Genomic DNA, 21,635 nt, shown 5'->3' with positions numbered 1-21,635 from the left:
TAGTATAGGAAAACGCTTACAAAAGAAAAGCGGAGAATTGGAAAGATGCGTATAATATCAAAAGAAAACTTTGCGGACTTCGTAAATGCCCTGATTAAGAATGAAACTTTCAACGTTATTGGCGTAAAAGCTAAGGGTGACAAGTTTGCTTTTGGCCCCTTAGAATCCGCTAGTGACTTGAGGATGGATTATGACATCACGCTTCTGCCACCCAAGAAGTATTTCTTTCCGCAAAGAGAAACCTTAGTAACCTATAATGTGGGGAAAGGCTTTTCAGCCAGAAACCAGACTGAGACCAAACCAATTGTACTAATCGGAGTCCACCCGTACGATATAGTGGCTCTTCTTCACATGGACGAAATCTTTGCCGAAACCAAATCAGACCCATACTATTTTGAAAAGCGAAAATCATCAATAATCATTGGTGTAAACATTCAAAGAATGTCTAAGTGGTGTTTCGCCTCTTACATGGGTTGCGCCACAGTAGAGTATGGCTACGACCTTATGCTCACTGACCTTGGAAACCGCTACGCCATTAACATCGGCTCACAGAAAGGTGAAGAACTTTTAGAAAAATATGCTAAAAACGTTACTAACGCGCTTGCAAGAGACATCCAACTGGTCGGGCAAAAGAAAAGAGAAGTAATTGCAATGACACAACAAAGGTTAGATTTCTCACCTGAATTAATCCCTGAGCTGCTCAGTAAAAGTTATGAAAAAAGCTCTTTTTGGGAAAAGCACTCAGAGAAATGTTTAGCTTGCGGTTCTTGCGTCCTCGTCTGCCCCACATGCTACTGCTTTGACGTTAAAGATAACCCCGACTTATCGCTAGAGCAAGGCGAACGGGTTAGAACATGGGACGGATGCTTGCTAGAAGATTTTGCCAAAATCGCTTCGGGAGAAAACTTCCGCCCGACAAGGCCAACACGATACAGACATCGTTACTTCAAAAAAGGCAAATACCTCTACGACCGCTTCGGCTTCATATCCTGCGTAGGCTGTGGCAGATGCTCTTCAAACTGCCTGCCAGATATTGCTAATCCTGTTAACTTATTCAACGATATGTACGTTGAAAGCCTCGTGAGCGGGGTACATGTTACCGCCGCAGAAGCCCCTGACGTGCAGATTAAAACTGAAGGCAATATCGACTATGTACCTAGGCTAGCAACAATCATAAAGAAACAAGCCATGACCGCCAACGAAACATTATTTGAAATCGAGCTAGACGATAGGTCAACGCTTGGTCACAAACCAGGTCAATTCGTGGAAGTTTCAGTTTTCGGAATCGGCGAAGCACCAATATCCGTGTCATCTCCGCCTACCAAGAAAGACACGTTTGAACTGTGCATCCGCAAACTTGGCAACGTAACAAACAAGATGCACACCCTAAACGTGGGCGATAAAGTTGGTATAAGAGGACCATTCGGAAACGGGTTTGACGCTGAAGCACTCAAAAACAAAGACTTACTCTTCATAGCCGGAGGCCTTGGTCTTGCACCACTGCGGTCACTGTTCAACTATGTACTTGATAACCGAAAGGATTACGGCAAAGTTACCCTGCTCTACGGATGCAAAGAACCCAGAGAACTACTTTTTGCTGACGAACTTATTGCTCTTGCAAAAAGAGACGATGTTGACTTTAAGCCTACAGTTAACTGGTGTCCTGAAAACGAAACATGGGCAGGGAACATAGGCGTAATCACAACACTGATTCCACAAGTAGACTTTGACCCTGAGAAAACCTACGCTGTAATTTGCGGTCCACCCATAATGTACAAGTTCGTCATTGCAGACTTAAAAGCCAGGAATGTTCCAGACGACCATATTATAATATCTTTAGAACGAAGGATGAAATGCGGGGTAGGCAAGTGCGGTCACTGCCAAATTAACCAAGTCTACGTCTGCAAGGATGGACCCGTGTTTAATTATTCAAAAATAAAAGGTATCCCGGAGGCACTCTAAATGAAACCGAAAGTAGCTTTCTTTGATTTTGCAGGCTGCGAAGGAGACCAACTGCAAATCGCCAATCTGGAAGAAGATTTGCTGGCACTTCTGCAACAAGTGGAAGTGGTGAGCTTTAGAGAAGTCATGAAAGAACACAGCGATAACTATGACATAGCATTCATCGAGGGGTCATGCACAAGACTCCAAGATGAAGACCGATTAAAACAAATCCGAAAGAATGCCAAGATAGTTGTTGCCATCGGCTCGTGCGCAACCATCGGCGGCATAAATTCGCTAAGAAACTACCGAGAGCTAGACGATGTCAAAAGAATCGTTTATGGTGATAACGCAAAGTATTTCGATGCTTATACAGCAAGACCCATAGACGCGGTAATAACTGTAGACGCCTACGTTCACGGGTGTCCTATAAACAAGGAAGAATTCCTTAGCGTGGTAAAATCGCTCTTACTTGGAAAAAGACCAGACATACCCACATATCCTGTTTGCGTTGAGTGCAAGAAAAATGAAAATGTCTGCGCCTTCGAAAGAGGACAATTCTGCGTGGGACCAGTCACCAGAGCAGGTTGCAACTCTTGCTGTGTCAACGAAGGAACTATATGCTGGGGATGCCGCGGCTTAGTAGACAACCCTAACGAGAACGCCCAAAAAGAAGTTTTAATCAAATATGGCTTAACGATTGATGATGCGATTAGTAAGTTTAGGTTATACTTTGGTTGGCAGGAGAGGAAAAAATGAAAAACCGTAATTTAGACCTAGCAGTGCACTATGTTACACGTGTCGAGGGGCACGGCAACATATACGTAAATTTGCGCGATGGAAAGTTAGAAAGATGTGAATGGGCAATCCCTGAGGCCCCCAGATTCTTCGAAGCCATGGTTGTGGGACGACCATACAGTGAACTACACCACATAACCAGCCGAATATGCGGAATCTGCTCCATAGGACACACCCTTGCATCGCTGAAGGCAACTGAGGCAGCTCTGGGCGTAAAAATAAACGAACAAGACCTAAAACTAAGAAAACTGGCGCTTCACGGCGAAAACCTGCAAAGCCACATCCTGCACCTTGGATTCCTTGTCTTGCCTGACCTGCTTGGTGTTGGCTCAGTGATTCCGCTTGCAGCCTCAAACCCAAAAGAAGTAAAAACCGTTCTCCGCCTGCACAGACTGGCAAATGAAATGTCTGACCTTCTCTGCGGGCGAACTACCCATCCCCAGAGGCTATTGCCTGGCGGCTTCTCAAAGATTCCTTCCATGAAAGAATTAGCAACACTTAGACAAAAACTGAAAGACTCAGTCCCCGACCTTCAAGCAGTCGCACAATTATTCAAGAGCGTTTCCAGTAAACTACCTGATTTCACCAGAGAAACAGAGTTCATTGCCTTAACCAGCCCAGACGAGTATGCGTTCTACGATGGAAAAATAGGCTCAACCGACACCTGCGCCGCACCAGCAAACGAGTACCTCTCATACACCAACGAATACGTTGTCCCAATGTCTACTGCTAAACGTGCAAAACACTCCCGTGACTCTTACATGGTTGGTGCACTTGCCAGATTCAACCTAAATGCTGATAAGCTGTTGCCGTTGGCTAAGCAGACAGCCGAACTCTTTGAACTCAAACCTGTGTGCCATAATCCCTTCATGAATAATATCGCTCAGCTTGTAGAAGTGGTTCACTGTGTCGAAGATTCGATTAGACTCATTGACGAATTGGAAGCAGTGGGCTTAAAGGGTCAACCAGATTATAACAAACCAGAAATCAAAGTTAAAGCTGGACATGGTGTGGGCGCTGTTGAAGTGCCAAGAGGCATACTGTTCCATGATTACACCTATAATGACAAAGGGTACTGCACCAAAGCCAACTGCGTAATCCCGACCAACCAGAACCATGGAAACATTGAACTCGACATGAAAAATCTGGTACCAAAAATACTCGATAAATCGGAAAAAGAAATTGAATTAACGCTGGAAATGCTGGTTAGAGCCTACGACCCCTGCATCAGCTGCTCAACACACGCTGTAAAAGTTCATTTCGTATAAGCCTTCTTTTACTTTTTCCTTTTGTTCGAGACTGTGTTCATTAGTTGTTAGTACGAGTGTGTAAAGGCTCAGGGAGGGGGGTAGGTGCTGTATATACGTTTGTATATACGCACTAGGAAAGTTTGCTTGCCCATTTTGGCAAACTTCGCCCGTCACCACACAAGCAACCAACCACCTCTATAAGCAAATTTTGCCACACAAAAAAGCGAGTAAAAAACAGCTTAGACAGCAGGCACTTTGGGTTTGCTGAGGCTTCTGGCCCAAACTTTACAGGAGAATAGAAAAATGCTACACCACGACTCTCAGGCTAGAGGTAACGTGGAAACATTTCAGCCAGAAGCCTACTCAGCCCCAACTTGACTTAACCTTAAATTTAAACTAAAAAAAGGAGGGACAATAGTTCCCATAGATTTCGCCTTATTGTCGTTTTTTAATCGTCATCAACATTACAGCGCCAACAATGGCGATTGCAATGATGATTGCGGCTGTTGCGCCTAAGATGTACATTTCAGTTGGTGGAAGAGTAAGCACTGACTGCGGTGTTGCTATCGGTTCTGCAGCCATGACGGTGAATGAGGATTGAGCAGATGAGCCATAGTACGAGTTAGATCCAGCGAATGTAGCGATAACAGTGAAGTCGCCTTCGATGTCAGGTGTCCATGTATAGGTAAACATGCCGTTTGCATCGCTTTTTGTGTTGCCGATGGTTCGGTAGTTGCCGTTAGAGTCAATCACACTCAGCGTGATTGGTACACCAGTTACATCTGTCGGTTTTGGATGATTCATGTAGACGTATTCCATCCATGCGCTTTGGCTCTCGTCAGACACTGCTGGGACACCATTGGGGAAGCGTGCTGCCTGCTCGTTTTGTTTTGTGCCCGTAGCGATATCGATTACTGTACCACGTAATACAATGGGTGTTCCAAGTGTTGAGGCAGTGTTTGGTGCGGTTAACGTCATTGCGCTTGGGCCTTTGCCAAAGTTGTAGATGCTGCCGTCATAGGCGTTGTAGAGTATTAGGTTGCCTTCTGCTATGGCACCGGTCTGGTAGTAGCCAGTTATATTCCATAAGAACTCGCCAGTATTCTTGTCGAAAGCATACAGGGTTTCTCCTTTATAGAGAGGCATTGTTGGCGAGTGCTCCATGGTAGGTACAAATGCAACGTCACCACCGATTATTGGTCCAGTGTACAGTGGATATTGACCGTAAGGTACTTCAGCTGTTTGAGCTCCGAAGAAATCGAACAGTTTGACTCCGTTTGTTACGTTATAGACATGTACATAGCCATCGTATCCTGGCACATAGAGTCTTCCGTCTGCAATTGTTGGGTTACCTGGCTGGGTTGCCCACGCATTGGTCGGAGGATCAGTTACCCACACTCTTTCACCAGTGGCAAGGCTGTATGCATAGATCCTGCCATCAGCTGAGTTTAACTGAACGTAAACATCTTGACCTATAGCTCCAAAGCATGTAATTGAATTGAAGTCGCGTTCCTTTGTCCAAAGTAGTCTGACTTTGTTGTCTGTGAAGTCATAGCCTATGTGCACAGCCGGTCCGCCGTTAAAGGTTGTTATTGCAGCTACTCCTTGCTTGCCATTAAAGTAAATTAGATTTTGGTTTCCTGAGCCCATGAATGTGCCGTTGTAGGGTAATGTCATGTTCCATTGCATACCGTTTGGCCAGTTGTAAGTTCCGCTTGGCTGCCACATGGAATATCCGCTGTATAGCTGAGGTATTGCTTTTGATAGGTTCCACATACCTGCCCATTGTCTGCCTGATGTTCCGCTGAAAACGTATACTAACATGTTTCCTGTACTATCGAAAGTAACTCTGCCCGAAGTTGCGTTCGCGATTGTAAACATCACTGCGCCATTTAGTGGATCATATGCTGTCCATGTTGTTCCAGTCATAGCCCAAACATACTGGAAAACACCGACTTGGTTTGCGTCGCTGATGAATATTTGCTGTCCACAAGTTACTCGGTTGTCATTTACCCGCCATAGTTCTTGTCCTGTTCTAAGATCTACGCATGCAAATCCGTTTCTTGCTGTTCCACCTGCAAAAGCGTTAGGGAATAGGTTGTAGTATAGTTTTCCGTCCATAATGATTGGGGGCGTAAGACGAAGTTCATATGACAAGCCTGGATAGAAGCTATAATCTTCTAGTTGACCGCCGGCAATACCGCCTGCTGCGATCTGTTTGGTCCAGAGTATGTGTCCAGATTTTGGTGCTTCTGTGTATGGATTGTAGCCTGCTTGTGAGCCGAATGGAACTTGGAATGCGTCGTAGTTGGTCATTAGCCATGGTCCTGAAATCGAAGCCCATCCTCTGGTTTCACCGCTTATTGGTCTTGACCAGTATTCGGTTGGCAGTGGAAGGTTCTCTAATTGTGCTATTGGCTGTTCAGTTACTGTAAGTGTTGCAGTATTGTTACTTGGAAGATACTTGTTTCCGTTACCCATTGTTTGTCCAGGGTAGCTGAACGTAAATGTATACTCGCCTAGCTGTGTGGGTGTGTACATAAAGTACGTAGAGCCTACTGCTGGTGGGGTGTACGGTCCTTGTATTTCGGTTTTTCCGTCGGGCATGGTGATTTTTACTGTATAGTCGTGGAAGTGTTCACCGGTTGCAGTATCGTTAAATGTCGGAGAAAGGGGCATAACCCAGAAGGAAACCAACACAGACTGACCGACCCCGGCAGGGTTAGGTGAAACGGCTATCCATGCATACGTTGTAACGTCAATAGCGCTAGCAACTGGTATACTTAGAGCTGCTCCAATTGAAACAAAGAGCAGTGTCAGCAATATCGTCGCTGATACTTGCTTTTGATTTTTATGAAGTATTCTAATCATTTTTATCTCCTTTTATTTGGTGAATTTGACATCGCTTTTTTGCTATTAAAGAAGTGGTGTTATGCAATCTATGACACAAAACTGCTTAGTTTGCAGCAGCGACCGCCAATCTCCTGAAAAAGGAAAAAATTAAATTCCAAATTCAGAACAAACTTCTTGATTGCTAAAGGGCGGATAGCGAATGAATATCAAAGAACAAGATGTCGCAATCTTTCATAGACTTGGATTAACTCCGTTAGAAGCAAGAATTTTCATAGTGTCTTCAAGAATAGGGAGACAAAAAATTGAAAGAATAGCAAGCTTGGCAGGTATAGACCGATCAAACGCTTATAACGTAATCAGGAAGCTGCAAGAAATTGGATTGACCACTCAAATACTCGGAAAGCCAAATCTTTACGAATCCTTGCCTGTGAAAGAGGCAGTTTCAATACTTCTCAAATCAAAAGAAGACGAGTTTAAATCGCTCGAAAAAGAGGCAAATAATTTCTTTGACTCAAGCAACTTAGAAACACCGACAGACGTAGAAAGTTGCGAATTTAAGATAATAACAAAACCAAAGAAAGCGATGGAACAACGCGTAATAAATCTTTTAAAAGAAGTGAACCAAAGCTTCGACCTAATAATTAGCGAGATAGTTTTTACTCATTTATTCATCAACTTAGCCGCAGAACAACTCGACTGCGTTAAGCGCGGGATTGAATATCGTATTATTACAGAGAGAACAGCCTTTGATAAATTTAATAAAGAAATATACCCGTTTACAAAATGCGTTAACTTTCAGATCAGATTTTTATCCAACAGACCTCAAGTCGAAGTTATAATTACGGACAGGAAAACTGCATCTTTACATCTGATATCTAATCCAATTTCAAAAATGCAGTTGCTGAAAACTAATCACCGTGGTTGCGTCGAGATATTTAAGAATTATTTTGAAAAAACGTGGAATGAGAGCCAAGAGTATAAGTTCTAGCTCTAGCTATACCCTGCTGTTTAGAGTCTTGCTGGGGCTTTTGGTAGTTTTCTTTAAGGAGAAAAGTGGAAAAGCAAACTATGGTGAGATGCGAGCATCTTGATTATGCTATCTGAAGCCCGCTCAGACGTCTTTGCGAGTTAGTCTATATTTCTAAACAAAGTGAAAAAATTGATTAAGCAGAGGCAACTTCTGGTTGCCGCTGTTTCGCTTCACGCTTAGCTTCTTTTGGCACTGCTTGTATTGCCGTCTTTTCTTCTATTGGCGTTTCCAACGTTATTTTTTGCCGTAGACAACGAATGTCTATGTCTTCATTTTTGAGGTCGAGTTCTCCTTTGACGGTGCCATCGTTTAGGTATTCAATGTCGAAGCCCATTTTCTTAGTGAGGCTCAAAGCTCTATAGTTGTCAGGCAGCATGATTGCGTAAACGCTTTCAACACCCTTCTCTTTGGCGATGTCAAGCGTGTAATCAACCATCTTAGTGCCTAAACCCAAGCCCTGCCAGTAGTCACTAACAATAAAAGCCATCTCCCCGCTCTTGCCATCTGGCTCGATGCTGAGGCGGCTTACGCCAAGAATTTTCTTCTTGCTGTCCTCCACCATTTCGGCGACAATGGCGATTTCTCTGTCGTAATCAATGTTGCAGTAGCGGACTCGAACTTCATGCGGCGTATCCTTTAACATCTGGAAGAAACGGTAACGTATGGCTTCCTCTGAGAGGCTTTGGAACCACTGTAGCCATAAAGGTTCATCTTCAGGTTTTATAGGTCGAAGCATTACTTCTTGCCCGTTTTTGAGCGTCCAAAGGAGCTCGTATTTTTTGGGGTAAGGACTAATTACCATGTGTTCATGGGGCTCAAATTGCTTGCAGACTTTGTCTTTGTCGATAACAATTCGCGCATCAAGTATGCAGGCTTCTTTCTCGTTGATTAACAGGGGGTTGATGTCTATTTCTTTTATCTGCGGAAAATCAACCAGCAACTGGGAGAATAGCAACATAGTTTCATAGAGTCGTTTGAGGTCAACGGGGTTTTCACCGCGATAGCCTTTGAGAAGCCGATAAACCTTGGTTTCTTCCATCATCCTGTCAATAAGCGCAGTGTTTAGCGGTGGCAACCCAATCGCGTAATCCTTAAACAGTTCCACGCCTACTCCGCCCATGCCAAAGAGGATTACGGGGCCAAAAACAGGGTCAGTTTTGCCGCCGAGGATGATTTCGTAGCCTTTCTTCTCAATCATGGGCTGAACTGTAACACCGATTATTTGAGCGTTAGGATTGTAAGCTGTTGCTCTTTGAATTAAAGTTTCAAACGCTTCACGCACTTCACGTGCAGAATTCACATTAAGGATTACGCCGCCAGCATCGCTTTTGTGCACGATTTGCGGTGACAAAATCTTTAAGACAACAGGGAAACCCATGTCTTGCGCGTACGCAACCGCCTCATCGACATTGTTAGCAACAGCAGTCCTCACGACTGGGAAATTGTAGTACTTTAGTATTCTTTTAGCTTCATCTTCAGTTAGCACTTCACGGTCTTCAAAAGCCGCATTTCTAAGAATAACTTGAATTGGACGTTTTGGAGGCGCAGCATCAACAGGCAACTCTTCAGGTGTTTCATACAGCAAATCAATGTTCCGTTGGTAATTGTACATGTACATGTAGGTTTTGATGGCTTGCTCAGGCGTTGAATAAGTCGGGATATTGTTAGCATTGAGGATTTTGTTTGCTTCCTGCACCGCACCAGAACCCATGAAAGAAGTCAATATAGTTTTGTTCTGGTAAGTTTTACTACGTACAAGCTCCACTATGCTTTTGGCTATTTCAACCGATTCAGAAACAGCCTGCTGAGTGTAAACAATCAAAATGCCATCAATATTCTCATCGTTTAAGCAGGCTTCAACCGCAATCCTGTAACGGTCAGCATGAGCATCACCGAGAACATCAATTGGGTTGCCGCGGCTCCAAAACGGAGGCAAAACAGCGTTGAGAGAATCCAAGGTTTTTTGGCTTAAATGAGCCAACCTGCCCCCTTGAGCAATCAGAGAATCAGTAGCCATCACACCTGGCCCACCAGCATTAGTTATCACAGCAAGTCTTGGACCTTTAGGCAAGGGTTGAGTCCCCAAAACCTCAGCAGCGTTAAATAAGTCAGCTATTTCATCCACACGAACAATACCAGCACGCTTGAATGCAGCATCATAAATGTCATCCTCGCCTGAAAGAGAACCCGTGTGAGAAGCAGCAGCTTTCGCGCTTTCAGCAAACTTGCCTGATTTCACGACAATTATGGGTTTGGTTCTTGCGAAGTGCCGTGCGGCACTCATGAACTTGCGGGCTTCAGTTATGCCTTCCACATACATTAGTATGCTCTTAGTTTTAGGGTCACCACCAAAGTAATCAATCAAATCGCCAAAGTCCACATCAATCATTGAGCCGACAGAGACAAAGTTGCTAAAGCCGATGTTTTCATTGATTGCCCAATCAAGGATAGCTGAGCCCAAAGCACCACTTTGAGACAGAAAAGCAATATTGCCAGGCTTTGGCATTTTATCAAGGAAAGTAGCGTTAAGGTTCTTTCGGGGTCGAATTATTCCGATGCAGTTTGGACCGATAACGCGGATGCCGTATTTCCGTGCAATCTGCAGAATTTTTTCTTCCAGCGCTTTTCCTGCAGCGCCAGTTTCTTTAAAGCCAGCTGAAACGATTATTACGCCTTTCACGTTTGCTCTTCCACATTCCTCCATTACATCGGGAACCGTCTTGGCTGGTGTGGCAATCATGGCTAAATCTACAGGTTCAGGAATCTGATCAACCGACTGGTAAGTTTTAACGCCCAAAATTTCTGGTTTGCGAATGTTAACAAAATACACTTTGCCAGCATAGCCCAGTTGAGTAAAATTCTTCACAATAGCATAGCCTACTGAGCCTTCCGCATCGCTGGCGCCAATGATAGCTACAACTTGAGGATTAAAAATCTTGTCAAGGTTGGTTGTTACCATCTATTTTACCTCTGCGCTATCGTCCCGCAACCGTCTAAATTAAATCTTATCGTTCAAGAATATTGATTCGTTGAACAGAAATCAGCATTATTATGGTAAAGCTAGTGTTTAAAGTTTAGCTGGCGACAGCGCTACCAATAGTCTAGTTACTGAAAGTACTTTTTAATCTGCTCCAGAGAGAGAACTTCAATACCGTTTTCCGCCAACATCTGCTCTGCCTTTTCAACATTGCTTGGGCGCAGGATTAATGCGACCTTGCCATCAACATGAACAGCAGAAGAGTACGCGTATTCTATGTTTATTCCAGCGTCACCAAGAATCCTGGTGATTTTTGATAGCCTATCATGTTTTGAACTGAAAATCGCTGTGACTTCCGTGTTCTTTTTCGACTTTGCCAAGTTAAAATCGGCATCTTCCAACAGTTTGGCGGCTTTCTGCGGCTCCTCAGTGATTAGGCGTATTAAGCCGAATTCGCCTGCGTCGGCGATGGATAGGGCGTAGATTTTTATTTTGTTTTGGTCAAGTTGGGTCATGGCTTCGTAGAGTGAGCCTGGTCTGTTGTCGAGGAAAATGCTTACTTGTGTTATTGGCAAACAAGACACCATATGAGAGTAGGTTCACTTAATATTTAACTTTTAATTAATGCGTTGAATTTATGGGTAAAAATCCCAAAATGGGGAAAATTATAAAAATGAGGGTTTATTCTATTTTTCAGGGATTCATAGTGTCTGTGGTTGAAATTGACGAAAGGGGAAGAATGACAGTACCAAAAAAGTTAGGGCTAAGAAAAACAAGAGCCGTAGTAATCCCCGCTGGCTCATTTTTTGTTACCATACCTCTTCCCACTATTCCTCAGAAAGAAGCCGAAGGATGGCTGCACACCGATAAGGAACGGCGGGAGTTAAAAGACGAAGCAGAAAAACTCGCTAGACAAGACGCAGTAAAACGCGCTAAAAGGCGACAACAACTTTGATGCTTGAAACTGATATGCTGTATGCCTATGTCAAAGAAGAAGACTGGCTAAAACCAACCGCAAAAAACCTATTTTCAAAAATAGTAAAAGGAAACTATGGGACGGTTTATGCTTCTAGAGAATCCTTGCATGAAATATATTATGTGTCGCAGGAAGAAGGAGTCTCTATAGATGAAATAGTTGCCAGAGGTGCCACTCTAACAGCCATTGAAAACTTGGTTTTTCTAGATACTACATACCTAATTGATTTACTTGCGTTAACATTACTAAAGCAATACCGTTTTACATCCATTTTTGATGCCTATTACGCGGCAACTGCACTAAACCAGGTTGAAGACCACACAATAATTTCAACGGACAAAGTGTTTGATTGCTTGCCAGGGATAAAAAGAATAGACCCCCGCAAAATTTAGAAAAAAAGAGCGTGTGGAAGAGGGACCCTTCATAGCCATCGTTTTCGCCAAGCTTTATATTTTCACGTGGGATATTTGTTTGCTATTCGGAGAACAGCTAATTTGCTAAAATGTACCCAAGTCTCCAAGCGTTTCGGAGGACTCCAAGCCCTAAAAAACGTCGATTTCACGATAGAAAGCGGTGAAATAGCAGGGCTTGTTGGACCCAACGGGTCAGGCAAATCCACACTCTTAAACCTAATCAGCGGCGTCTACAAACCTGATTCAGGTCAAATCCTGTTTTTAGACGAGGACATTTCTAAGCTTCCGCCTTACCGAATTTGCGCTAAAGGCATCACCAAAACAGCGCAAACGGTTCAGTCTTTTCCCGAAATGACCGCGGTCGAAAATGTACTTACAAGTGTACTATTTAACAAGGAAAAATCAACAGAAAGAACGGATGCCCTGCTGAGGGCTGAGGAGCTCTTGGGCTTTGTGGGTTTAAGTAAAGAAAAGTTTGGTGTTTCAGCGAAAAGCCTAAACGTTGTTGAACTGCGCAAAATTCAACTTGCCAAGGCGCTCGCAACAAACCCTAAACTGCTTTTACTTGATGAGTTGCTAACGGGTTTAACACCGAAAGAATGTGACGAGGCAATCGAACTTATCAAACAGATAAACAAGCAAGGAGTTACGGTACTCATAGTTGAGCACGTGATGCGTGTAATCATGGGGCTTTGCAACAGAGTTATCGTATTGCACCATGGCGAAAAAATCTGCGAAGGCACACCGCAACACGTATGCAACGACCAGCACGTGGTGAAGGTTTACTTAGGCAAGCGATTTCTGCTTTCAGGGGAGGAAGAATAAGGCGTGCTGGAAATAGAAAACTTGTCTGCTGCTTATGGACTGGTGCAGATTCTAAGAGAGGTAACTTTCAAGATTAACGAAAAAGAAATCGTCAGTATAATCGGACCTAACGGTGCAGGAAAAACCACCCTCGTCAAAACCATCATGGGCTTTCTGCAGCCAAAAACAGGGTCAATCAAGTTTAAGGGCGAAGACATAGGCAAACTGCCCCCTTACGAACGAGTCAAACGTGGACTCACTATGATTCCTGAGGGCAGAGAAATCTTTCCCCGCATGACTGTTGAAGAAAACCTGTTGCTTGGCGCTTACACCATAAAAGACAAAAAAAGCGTCATGGAAAACAAAGAGAAAGTCTACGAAATCTTTCCAGTGCTCAAAAAGAAGGAAAAATCACTCGCGCAAACACTCAGCGGCGGCGAACAGCAGATGCTGGTTATCTGTCGAAGCCTAATGTCGAATCCGCAACTGTTAATTTTAGATGAGCCCTCACTGGGTTTAGCACCCATGATCGTGGAGAAAGTTCTCGACACTGTGCGAACAATCAACGAAGAAGGCGTAACCGTCTTGCTGGTGGAACAAAACATTCATGACAGTTTAAACGTGGCTGACCGAGGCTATGTTCTTGAGCAGGGAAAGATTATATTGGAAGGCAAGAGTAGGGAACTTTTATCTAATAGTCACATAAAAGAAGTGTATCTAGGCCTATAAAAGAGAGAGGGACAGAATCATGGCCAATGGCAAGTACTGGAACGAAAAAATAGAAACCATGCACACTGAAGAACTCAAAAACTATCAACTCAAAAAACTCAAAGAACAAGTCAAGCACTGCTATGAAAACAGCAGTTTTTACCGCAAAAAGTTTGACAGCGTAGGGCTGAAACCTCAAGACATACGCTCTCTTGAGGACCTACAAAAAATTCCTTTTACAGTAAAAAACGATTTGAGGGATAACTACCCGTTCGGCATGGTCACAGTCAAATCAGACGAAGTGGTAGAGATTCATGCTTCCAGCGGAACAACTGGAAACCCAATCATCGGTGCCTACACGCAAAGTGACATGGATGTCTGGTCTGAACTTATGGCGCGCTCTATCTATACTGTAGGTGGCAGACGCCAAGATGTCATCCACATTGCTTACGGCTACGGCTTATTCACTGGCGGCTTAGGCTTCCACTATGGCGCTCAAAAAATCGGAGCCAAAATTATTCCAGCAAGCGGTGGCATGACGCAGCGCCAAATTAAACTCATGAAAGACTTGGGCGCAACCATCCTTGCGTGCACGCCAAGTTTTGCGGTTTATCTTGCAGAAACCATGGCTCAAGAAGGCATCGACCCCAGAAGAGACCTCAAACTCAGAATCGGCATGTTCGGCGCTGAACCATGGTCAAACAAAATTAGGGAAAGACTAGAAAAAGACACTGGAATCCAAGCCTTTGACATTTACGGGTTAACCGAGCTTTGCGGTCCAGGTGTCTCCGTGGAGTGTGAGGAGCATGACGGATTACATGTTTGGGAAGACCATTTTATCGTTGAAACCATAAACCCTGACACGGGCGAGGTTTTGTCTCCTGGTGAAGAAGGGGAGCTAGTCTTCACAACACTGACTAAAACAGCGTTGCCAATGCTCAGATACCGTACACGGGACATCTCAAAAATAGAAACTGCCCCATGCAAATGCGGACGCACCCACGCCAGAATGATGCGAGTTCATGGAAGATCAGATGACATGCTCATTATCCGCGGAGTAAACGTTTTCCCCTCGCAAATCGAGTTTGCAGTAATGTGCTTCTCAGAACTGGCTACTCAATACCTTATAGTTGTAGATAGACCAGGAGCACTGGACACCTTCGTTGTTAAGGTTGAATTATCTGAGAAAGCGTCCAAAGACCCGAACCTAAACATCAACGCCCTCAAGAGCGAAATTCAAAAGAGAATCCACATTGTAACAGGCATAACCGCTGAAGTGGAAATCGTAAAGCCAGGCGAACTCCCAAGAACAGAGGGCAAAGCAAAACGGGTTCTGGACTTGCGTAAGGGCAAAATGTAAGGATTTAAAGATGACTTCCAAGATTGCAGTTGATAAGCCGGGCAGTTTTGCCTTGCTTAACGGAGATGAGGCAGTTGCACGTGGGGCAGTGGAAGCCACCGTTAAAGTTGCAGCCTCTTACCCAGGCACGCCTGCAACTGAAATTTTGGAAGCAATAGCCGAAGTTGCTAAAGAATTAGATATCTATGCCGAGTGGAGCGTTAACGAGATTGTGGCTGTGGAAGTTGCCGCTGGTGCTTCCATGGCTGGCGTGCGCTCTATAGCGTCAATGAAGCATGTTGGACTTAACGTTGCCGCTGACGCAGCCATGACCTTGGCTTACACGGGCGTTGAAGGCGGGATGGTTATTGCCGTCTGTGATGACCCAGCGTTGCACAGTAGCCAAAACGAGCAAGACACCCGTTACTTTGCTGTTCACGCAAAACTGCCACTGCTTGACGCTGGGAACCCGCAAGAAGCCCATGATATGGCAAAGGAAGCCTTTGAAATCAGCGAAAAACTGCATCTGCCCGTAATTCTCCGTCTCACAACAAGAGTTGCGCATAGCAAAGCCAAGGTTAAACTCGGTGATTTCCAAAGACTAAAACGCAAGCCAGAATTCGACAAGGTCGGTTCAAAATGGGTTATGGTGCCATCAAACGCCATTCGCCAGCACCGAGTTTTAGAGGTGAAGATGGCAGAGGCTAAAACACTTGCCAACCACTCAAAATTCAACTTCATTGAAGACAACGGTAGCGACATCGGCGTCATAGGAAGCGGAGTAGGCTACTACTACGCCCGCTCAGTGCTTGACACAAAAAAGTTCTCTTGGCTAAAACTGGGTTTTGTTTACCCCTTCCCGCAAGAAATCGTAAAAAGGTTTGCACTTAAAGTTAAAAAACTCATAGTAATCGAAGAACTAAGACCCTATCTAGAAGAGAACATTCAGCGCTTAGGCTTGCGCGTAATAGGAAAAGACCAGTTAGGCTTAGAGGAAATCGGCGAGTTAACACCCGACAGCGTACGCAAAGCCCTAGCTAGTCGAAAATTGACAGAGAAAGCAGAAGAGCCAGAACTTGTGAAGCTGCCGCCCAGACCGCCAGCCCTTTGTCCTGGCTGTCCTCACCGAGCGTTCTATTACGCTTTGAACATGGTTAACCAGCACATTGAATGCGACAATGACAAATGTGTGGGCTGTGACATCTGCGAGTACGTCTGCTCATATGAAAAAGAGAAAGTCTTCAACCCATTAAAATCAAGAATCCGTTCGATTCGGATTGGACAAACCTTTAACACGGCAGTAACCTGCAAAGGATGCATAGATACTCCCTGCATAACCGCTTGCCCCGAAGACGCCTTAGCCGTATCCAGCAAAACGGGCGCAATAATTGTTGATGAAGAAAAATGCAAAGGCTGTGATTGGTGTATAGAAGCCTGCAAATACGGCGCCATAACCCTGCATCCGACCAGCCACAAAGCAATAGTGTGCGACATGTGTGGGGGCGACCCAAAATGTATTCCGCTGTGTCCAGAGAGTGCACTGAGTTTAACTGGTAAATCAGACGATAAAATCGTTACTGGCGATATTGGCTGTTATACGCTGGGTGTTTTGCCGCCTGTAAACTCGGTTCAAACATGCCTTTGCATGGGCGCTGGAATTGCTCAAGCCGCAGGGATGGTTCATGCTGGTGTGAAAGACAAGGCATTTGCGGTTATCGGAGACTCCACGTTCTTCCACGCAGGCATGCCAGGACTTTTGAACGCTGTGTATAACAAAGCAAACATTTGCGTGATAATCTTGGATAACAGCGTCGTCGCCATGACTGGGCATCAGCCAACTCCGGGTTCAGGGAAAACTGCTATGGGCACAGACGCCAAAGTTGTTCGTTTGCAAGACATCGCGAAGGGGGTTGGCATAGAAAAAATCGTAACCGTTGACCCCTACGACATTAAGGGCACAACCCAAGCGATAAGAGAAATCATGGAATACAACGCGCCATCAGTTATTATTTCGCAAAGAGCCTGCCCGCTTCTTGTCGAAAGAGGCAGACCCAGAGAAGTCACCGACAAATGCAACGGTTGCGGAGTATGCGTAAAAGCCTTCGGCTGCCCAGCCATCGCGCTCTCAAATGAACGAGCCGAAATAGACAGCACGCTCTGCTACGGGTGCGGCGTATGCCAAGTTGTCTGCCCCTTTGAAGCCATAAAGGAGACGGAAAAATGAAAAGCCTCGACATTGTTTTTAGCGGTGTAGGTGGACAAGGCGTTGTGGTTCTAAGTGACATTTACTGTGAAGCGGCAATGATAGACGGGTTTGATGCGGCGAAAGCGGAAATTCACGGCATGGCACAGCGCGGCGGTTCAATCGTAGCGTACGCGCGAATCGGCGCCAAGGTTGAATCCCCCCTCATCGAAACAGGAAAAGCTGACGCGATTGTCGGTTTTGAAATTCTTGAAACTGCAAGAGCCCTGCCGATGCTAAAGAAAAACGGCACTGTAATCGTGAACATGAAGTATATTCCGCCAAGCTGCGCCACAGTTGGCGTTAAACCTAAAAAAACTGAGGAGTTGCTGGCGATGCTTAGGGCTAAAGCCAAGGTTTATGAAGTAGACGGCATAGGCATCGCGCAACAGTTAGGCAACTTACTGGTTGTTAACACGGTTCTTTTGGGAGCGCTTTCGGCTCTTCCGCAAATTCCCGTGAAGAGTGAATCTTTCAAGCAAGCCATAGCGGGCAGGCTTAAGGAAAAATACATCAATTTGAACCTCAAAGCCTTCCAACTAGGCAGAGAAAGCGTGTTAAAGAGTTAATTTTATTAACACACTGCTTCGATATTGAGAGAATAAAAAAGAGAGGATTTAATTTGCAAAAGAAAATAATAGCCATAATCGTAGCTATAATTATAATCGTTGCAACAGTAGCAGCTTTGCAGTTAGCACCAAAAGCACCATCAGCAGAAGCCAGAAACATAAAGATAGGCCTAGTTGCACCAATATCAGGCTCACCAATCGGCCAGGATATGGAGCGCGCCGCTCGCATGGCAGTAGACGAGATAAATAACGCAGGTGGTATCTATGTCGATGAATGGCACACCAATGTGAACATAACCCTCATAATTGCTGACACCATAAACGACGCCCCAGCCAACGCAGTCACACCAGTAACAAGAGCCGTCGAAACAGACCAAGTTGACCTCCTCATAGGCGGGTATGGTAGCGCAGGCACACTTGCTAACCAAATGGTAGCCATTGATAACAAAGTCCCATTCATTATCACTGGAGCCTCAAACGAACTAGTCACCCGAAGAGGCCCACAAGGCAACTACGGTGGTTTTGGACCAAATGGACCCAATAGTGTTTCTGATGCCGAAGGAATGAGCTACATGTTCCATTACTGCACGACAACCTACCACTACAGCAAAACAGTAGTTGAATTCTTTGCCAACGAGATGAAGCCCATGGTTGCACCAAACCGAAACTTCAACCTTGCAATACTCTACAGGAACGATGCATTCGGCCAAGGTGTTCAGCAAGCTACAAAGTACTGGATACAGAATCTAAGCTTACCGATAACCCTAGTAGCAGACAGAAGCTATGACCCAGCAACAACCAATTACCAGACTGATTTGACAGCGGTGGCAAGCGCGAAACCTGATGGAGTGCTCGTAGTTGACAACCCAGACAAATCACCTCAAATAATAAAGCAAGGATGGAACGATGTCGGCTTAAAGACTGTTTACATCGTGATTGAAAACAATCAAGACCCCGCATTCTATGACCTCTTAGGCGAAACTGGAAACGGTCAACTTCTTGAGTCGAGATTTAACCCTTTCATGCAACCCTCATACTCAACAGCCGTGCAGACGTACACAGAGAAGTTCAACCAACTATATCCACATGTAATGCCTGGAATGATGGGTGCAGGCACCTATGACGCTTTCTACATAGCTAAAGACGCGATTACGAGAGCAGGAACAGTTGACAAAGCATCCGTTAGAGATGCAATCGAAAACACAAATCTGGACCAAAGGTTGTTCCCAACAAAGACAGGCAAAATAAGCTTCAGCACAGGCGTCAACTACCATGAAATTGAGCCTATAACCTTCGTTGAGCAACTCAAATGGGACGCAGCAACCAACCATCTTACCTCACAAATCGTTTGGGTACCGATCAGCGGAACCAACCTAAAGCAAGCTGACTTCACGCTACCAACAGGCTATCAACCTGGACAGTAAATTATCTTAAACCTCTTCTTTTCTTTTGTTTCCAGCATATTTTAAATAGTTAACAGGAGAATTTATGTCAACCCATTAATCGTTATAGAGAGGATAAGCTCAAATATGGACATAACCGCTCCAACAGTCGTCTTAACTTTAGTCTGGGGTGTCGCCATTGGCTGCGTTTACATACTATTGGCAACTGGGTTAAACATTATTTTTGGCGTCATGAAACTAGTTAACTTTGCCCATGGACAACTGCTCATGTTAGGTGCTTTTCTGACATGGACAATAGCATTTTCCTCGGGAATGAACGCATACGTGGCCATCGTAGTCGCCATGATTGTTGTTGCTTTTTTGGGAATTGCTGTTGAAAGATTAACATTCCGCAAAGTTCTTGGTACAGACAAGTTGAACGAGATTTTTGTAAGTTTAGGGTTGATTTACATTTTTGAATATGCGGCTATGCTCATTTGGGGAGCTACTTCCAAGCAGGTTGTTAGCCCTTTCTATGGCTTAAGTCTAAACTTCGGCAGCTTTTCCATCACCTATGACCGCGTCGTTGCCGTATTTGTGGTGATTGCCACACTTGCAGCCTTTGGGTTTTTGATTAAGAAAACAAAAGTGGGCTTAGCCATGAGAGCAACCAGTCAAAGAAACAGCACAGCACTTCTCATGGGGATAAACGTTGAGAAAATTTACATGCTTACTTTCGCCATCGGCGCAGCATTGGCCGCTGTAGCTGGAGGGTTATACGGTATAATTTTTTCGTTTGACTATCAGGTCGGAGCCATGCCGACAATCATAGCGTTTGCCATCATAATAATGGGCGGTTTAGGAAGCATTAAAGGTGCAATCATCGGTGGTTTACTGTACGGTATCACTGAGCAGTTGGCAACTTTGCTCTTCGGCGGGATTTGGGGAAGCGCTGTTGCCTTCGCACTACTTATAGTTGTGTTGGTCCTCAGACCGAACGGAATATTCGGCGAGAAGGGAGAATGAAAATGTCACTTAAACAATCAATTTACACTTTTCTGCGTTCAAAAGGCTTCTTGTCTATTGTTGGCTTCTTCAGCATTTTAGGTCTTATTCCAGTTTTTGTCGGAGATAATTTTTTCTTAACTGTTTTGACTCTTATCGTAATTTTCACGATCTACGCTGCCAGCTGGAACTTTCTTGCTAACTCAGGTCAAGGTTCACTGGGTCACGCTGTCTTCTTGGGTATAGGTGGGTTTTCTTCAGCGATAATCGGGAGTTCAATTGCCAACAGTGCAGCAAGCTTAGCGGGTATAACTCAATTGCCAGTTGGACCTTTATCGGTCGGCATACAGGTTTTGGCGGTTCTGGTTGGCGGTTTGCTTTCCGCTGCGATTGGTTTGTTGATAGGTTTAACCTGTGTAAGGTTAAAGGCGTGGTATCTAGCTATGGTTACTTTTGGTTTTTCAGTCATCGCAGCAACTTTGTCGAGTCAGTTTGACTGGATCACTCAGGGCATTAATGGGTATGCAACGACAACTCTTGTTCCTAAAGGGTATCCATTTTATGTTTTGGTAGTTTTCTTTGCCGTGGCGGCTATCACTGTAATGTACATAATTATGAAGTCGAGGATAGGGTTAGGGTTCAAGGCTATTCATGGGAATGAAGCGGAGGCCAAGATGATTGGGATAAACACTGCAAAATACAAGCTTATCGCTTTTGTTATAAGCTCCTTTTTTGCGGGGATATCAGGAGGGTTATATGCCTACTTCATCAGGCTCATTGATAATTCAATATTCTCTCCAGCCCACTCTTTTACGCCGTTGATTATGAGCGTTATAGGAGGGTTAGGCACGGTTGCTGGACCAGTAATCGGCTCTATCTTTTTTGTTTCGATTCAGCAGATTGTTGCGCTGCCAATAGTGGTTGAAGCTTTGCGTTCTTCTCTTGGCTCGTACTTCCCACAAGTTAGCAATGTTGGGCCTCCAATTACGTACATTACAGTTGGAGCCATTTTGGTCTTAATTGTCATTTTTGCGCCGAAAGGTTTGATATCTTTGCCCAATAAATTCAAAGGGACAAGCCCTAAACTTCGTAATTTATTCAATGACTTGGTCAAGGGACGCATTTTCGAGAGGGAGAAGAAACAATGAAGGGAACAGATCATTTTGCAGAAGCATTAGGGATTAAGCTTGTCGAAGTTAGGGATGGGTACGCAAAAGTTTCTATGAAAGTTGAGAAACTGCACACAAACGCTTTGGGCTTCACGCATGGCGGCGCAATCTTTTCGCTAGCAGACTACGCTTTCGCTCAAGCATGCAATTTCGGAGACAACGTTGCAGTGGCTGTGGAA

The 21,635-nt window shown here is 44.6% G+C and carries 18 protein-coding genes; 15 read left to right on the top strand and 3 right to left on the bottom strand.

Going from position 1 to position 21,635, the window contains the following annotated elements; all coding sequences use genetic code 11:
* Positions 1-45 precede the first annotated feature (45 nt).
* From NWE95_00090 to NWE95_00080, 3 genes are read left to right on the top strand one after another with little or no spacing between them, the layout of a single operon-like run.
* Positions 46-1,962, top strand: coding sequence for a 4Fe-4S dicluster domain-containing protein (locus NWE95_00090; GenBank protein ID MCW4002303.1), 1,917 nt, complete (start codon positions 46-48; stop codon positions 1,960-1,962).
* Positions 1,963-2,700 carry an NADH:ubiquinone oxidoreductase gene (locus tag NWE95_00085; GenBank protein ID MCW4002302.1) on the top strand — a complete coding sequence of 246 codons (738 nt, stop codon included), beginning with the start codon at positions 1,963-1,965 and terminating at the stop codon, positions 2,698-2,700.
* A complete protein-coding gene (locus NWE95_00080; protein MCW4002301.1) occupies positions 2,697-4,007 on the top strand; it encodes a Ni/Fe hydrogenase subunit alpha in 1,311 nt (436 codons plus the stop codon). Before NWE95_00085 ends, NWE95_00080 begins: the two co-directional genes overlap by 4 nt.
* A gap of 417 nt (positions 4,008-4,424) precedes the next feature.
* Here NWE95_00080 and NWE95_00075 read toward each other — a convergent pair whose 3' ends face one another.
* The gene (locus NWE95_00075) at positions 4,425-6,860 is read right to left on the bottom strand and encodes a PQQ-binding-like beta-propeller repeat protein (GenBank protein MCW4002300.1); all 2,436 of its coding nucleotides are present in this window, start codon (positions 6,858-6,860) and stop codon (positions 4,425-4,427) included.
* A gap of 181 nt (positions 6,861-7,041) precedes the next feature.
* On the opposite strand from NWE95_00075, the gene NWE95_00070 reads away from it, so the two are divergent.
* Entirely contained in the window at positions 7,042-7,830 is a 789-nt protein-coding gene (locus NWE95_00070; protein MCW4002299.1) for a hypothetical protein, read from the top strand.
* Between the two features lie 175 nt (positions 7,831-8,005).
* Here NWE95_00070 and NWE95_00065 read toward each other — a convergent pair whose 3' ends face one another.
* Positions 8,006-10,831, bottom strand: a complete 2,826-nt coding sequence (locus NWE95_00065) for a GNAT family N-acetyltransferase (GenBank protein ID MCW4002298.1) — start codon at positions 10,829-10,831, stop codon at positions 8,006-8,008.
* 146 nt (positions 10,832-10,977) lie between these two features.
* Entirely contained in the window at positions 10,978-11,424 is a 447-nt protein-coding gene (locus NWE95_00060) for an acetolactate synthase (GenBank protein MCW4002297.1), read from the bottom strand.
* Between the two features lie 98 nt (positions 11,425-11,522).
* Between NWE95_00060 and NWE95_00055 the strand changes: the two genes are divergently transcribed.
* From NWE95_00055 to NWE95_00005, 11 genes are all read left to right on the top strand, one after another.
* Positions 11,523-11,804 (top strand): VapB-type antitoxin, encoded by a 282-nt coding sequence (locus tag NWE95_00055; protein MCW4002296.1) that lies wholly within the window; start codon positions 11,523-11,525, stop codon positions 11,802-11,804.
* The gene (locus NWE95_00050) at positions 11,804-12,217 is read left to right on the top strand and encodes a VapC toxin family PIN domain ribonuclease (protein MCW4002295.1); all 414 of its coding nucleotides are present in this window, start codon (positions 11,804-11,806) and stop codon (positions 12,215-12,217) included. The genes NWE95_00055 and NWE95_00050 overlap by 1 nt, the downstream gene beginning before the upstream one ends.
* 102 nt (positions 12,218-12,319) lie before the next feature.
* On the top strand, positions 12,320-13,063 hold the full coding sequence (locus NWE95_00045) for an ABC transporter ATP-binding protein (GenBank protein ID MCW4002294.1): 744 nt from the start codon (positions 12,320-12,322) through the stop codon (positions 13,061-13,063).
* Positions 13,064-13,066: 3 nt separating this feature from the next.
* Positions 13,067-13,771: an ABC transporter ATP-binding protein gene (locus tag NWE95_00040; GenBank protein ID MCW4002293.1), complete on the top strand. Its 705-nt coding sequence runs from the start codon at positions 13,067-13,069 to the stop codon at positions 13,769-13,771.
* A gap of 19 nt (positions 13,772-13,790) precedes the next feature.
* Positions 13,791-15,110, top strand: coding sequence for a phenylacetate--CoA ligase (locus tag NWE95_00035; GenBank protein ID MCW4002292.1), 1,320 nt, complete (start codon positions 13,791-13,793; stop codon positions 15,108-15,110).
* A 10-nt stretch (positions 15,111-15,120) separates the two neighbouring features.
* Entirely contained in the window at positions 15,121-17,313 is a 2,193-nt protein-coding gene (locus NWE95_00030; protein ID MCW4002291.1) for a thiamine pyrophosphate-dependent enzyme, read from the top strand.
* Positions 17,310-17,900, top strand: a complete 591-nt coding sequence (locus NWE95_00025; protein MCW4002290.1) for an indolepyruvate oxidoreductase subunit beta — start codon at positions 17,310-17,312, stop codon at positions 17,898-17,900. Before NWE95_00030 ends, NWE95_00025 begins: the two co-directional genes overlap by 4 nt.
* Positions 17,901-17,953: 53 nt before the next feature.
* Positions 17,954-19,324 (top strand): ABC transporter substrate-binding protein, encoded by a 1,371-nt coding sequence (locus NWE95_00020; GenBank protein ID MCW4002289.1) that lies wholly within the window; start codon positions 17,954-17,956, stop codon positions 19,322-19,324.
* A gap of 105 nt (positions 19,325-19,429) precedes the next feature.
* Entirely contained in the window at positions 19,430-20,308 is an 879-nt protein-coding gene (locus NWE95_00015) for a branched-chain amino acid ABC transporter permease (protein ID MCW4002288.1), read from the top strand.
* Between the two features lie 2 nt (positions 20,309-20,310).
* Complete coding sequence (locus tag NWE95_00010; protein ID MCW4002287.1) at positions 20,311-21,435, top strand: branched-chain amino acid ABC transporter permease; 1,125 nt, start codon at positions 20,311-20,313, stop codon at positions 21,433-21,435.
* The coding region (locus NWE95_00005; GenBank protein MCW4002286.1) for a PaaI family thioesterase at positions 21,432-21,635 on the top strand (204 nt) is incomplete at its 3' end. The genes NWE95_00010 and NWE95_00005, both read left to right, overlap by 4 nt.

This window comes from Candidatus Bathyarchaeota archaeon, from assembly GCA_026014725.1.
Classification (GTDB): domain Archaea; phylum Thermoproteota; class Bathyarchaeia; order Bathyarchaeales; family Bathycorpusculaceae; genus Bathycorpusculum.
Note: the sequence above shows the minus strand (reverse complement) of the source record. Positions and strands in the feature narration are given on the sequence as shown.

Bases quoted from the DNA above. Each gene is read 5' to 3' on its own strand.
- NWE95_00090 (MCW4002303.1), top strand. From the start codon at position 46: ATGCGTATAATATCAAAAGAAAACTTTGCGGACTTCGTAAATGCCCTG.
- NWE95_00085 (MCW4002302.1), top strand. From the start codon at position 1,963: ATGAAACCGAAAGTAGCTTTCTTTGATTTTGCAGGCTGCGAAGGAGAC.
- NWE95_00080 (MCW4002301.1), top strand. From the start codon at position 2,697: ATGAAAAACCGTAATTTAGACCTAGCAGTGCACTATGTTACACGTGTC.
- NWE95_00075 (MCW4002300.1), bottom strand. From the start codon at position 6,860: ATGATTAGAATACTTCATAAAAATCAAAAGCAAGTATCAGCGACGATA.
- NWE95_00070 (MCW4002299.1), top strand. From the start codon at position 7,042: ATGAATATCAAAGAACAAGATGTCGCAATCTTTCATAGACTTGGATTA.
- NWE95_00065 (MCW4002298.1), bottom strand. From the start codon at position 10,831: ATGGTAACAACCAACCTTGACAAGATTTTTAATCCTCAAGTTGTAGCT.
- NWE95_00055 (MCW4002296.1), top strand. From the start codon at position 11,523: ATGAGGGTTTATTCTATTTTTCAGGGATTCATAGTGTCTGTGGTTGAA.
- NWE95_00050 (MCW4002295.1), top strand. From the start codon at position 11,804: ATGCTTGAAACTGATATGCTGTATGCCTATGTCAAAGAAGAAGACTGG.
- NWE95_00035 (MCW4002292.1), top strand. From the start codon at position 13,791: ATGGCCAATGGCAAGTACTGGAACGAAAAAATAGAAACCATGCACACT.
- NWE95_00030 (MCW4002291.1), top strand. From the start codon at position 15,121: ATGACTTCCAAGATTGCAGTTGATAAGCCGGGCAGTTTTGCCTTGCTT.
- NWE95_00025 (MCW4002290.1), top strand. From the start codon at position 17,310: ATGAAAAGCCTCGACATTGTTTTTAGCGGTGTAGGTGGACAAGGCGTT.
- NWE95_00015 (MCW4002288.1), top strand. From the start codon at position 19,430: ATGGACATAACCGCTCCAACAGTCGTCTTAACTTTAGTCTGGGGTGTC.
- NWE95_00010 (MCW4002287.1), top strand. From the start codon at position 20,311: ATGTCACTTAAACAATCAATTTACACTTTTCTGCGTTCAAAAGGCTTC.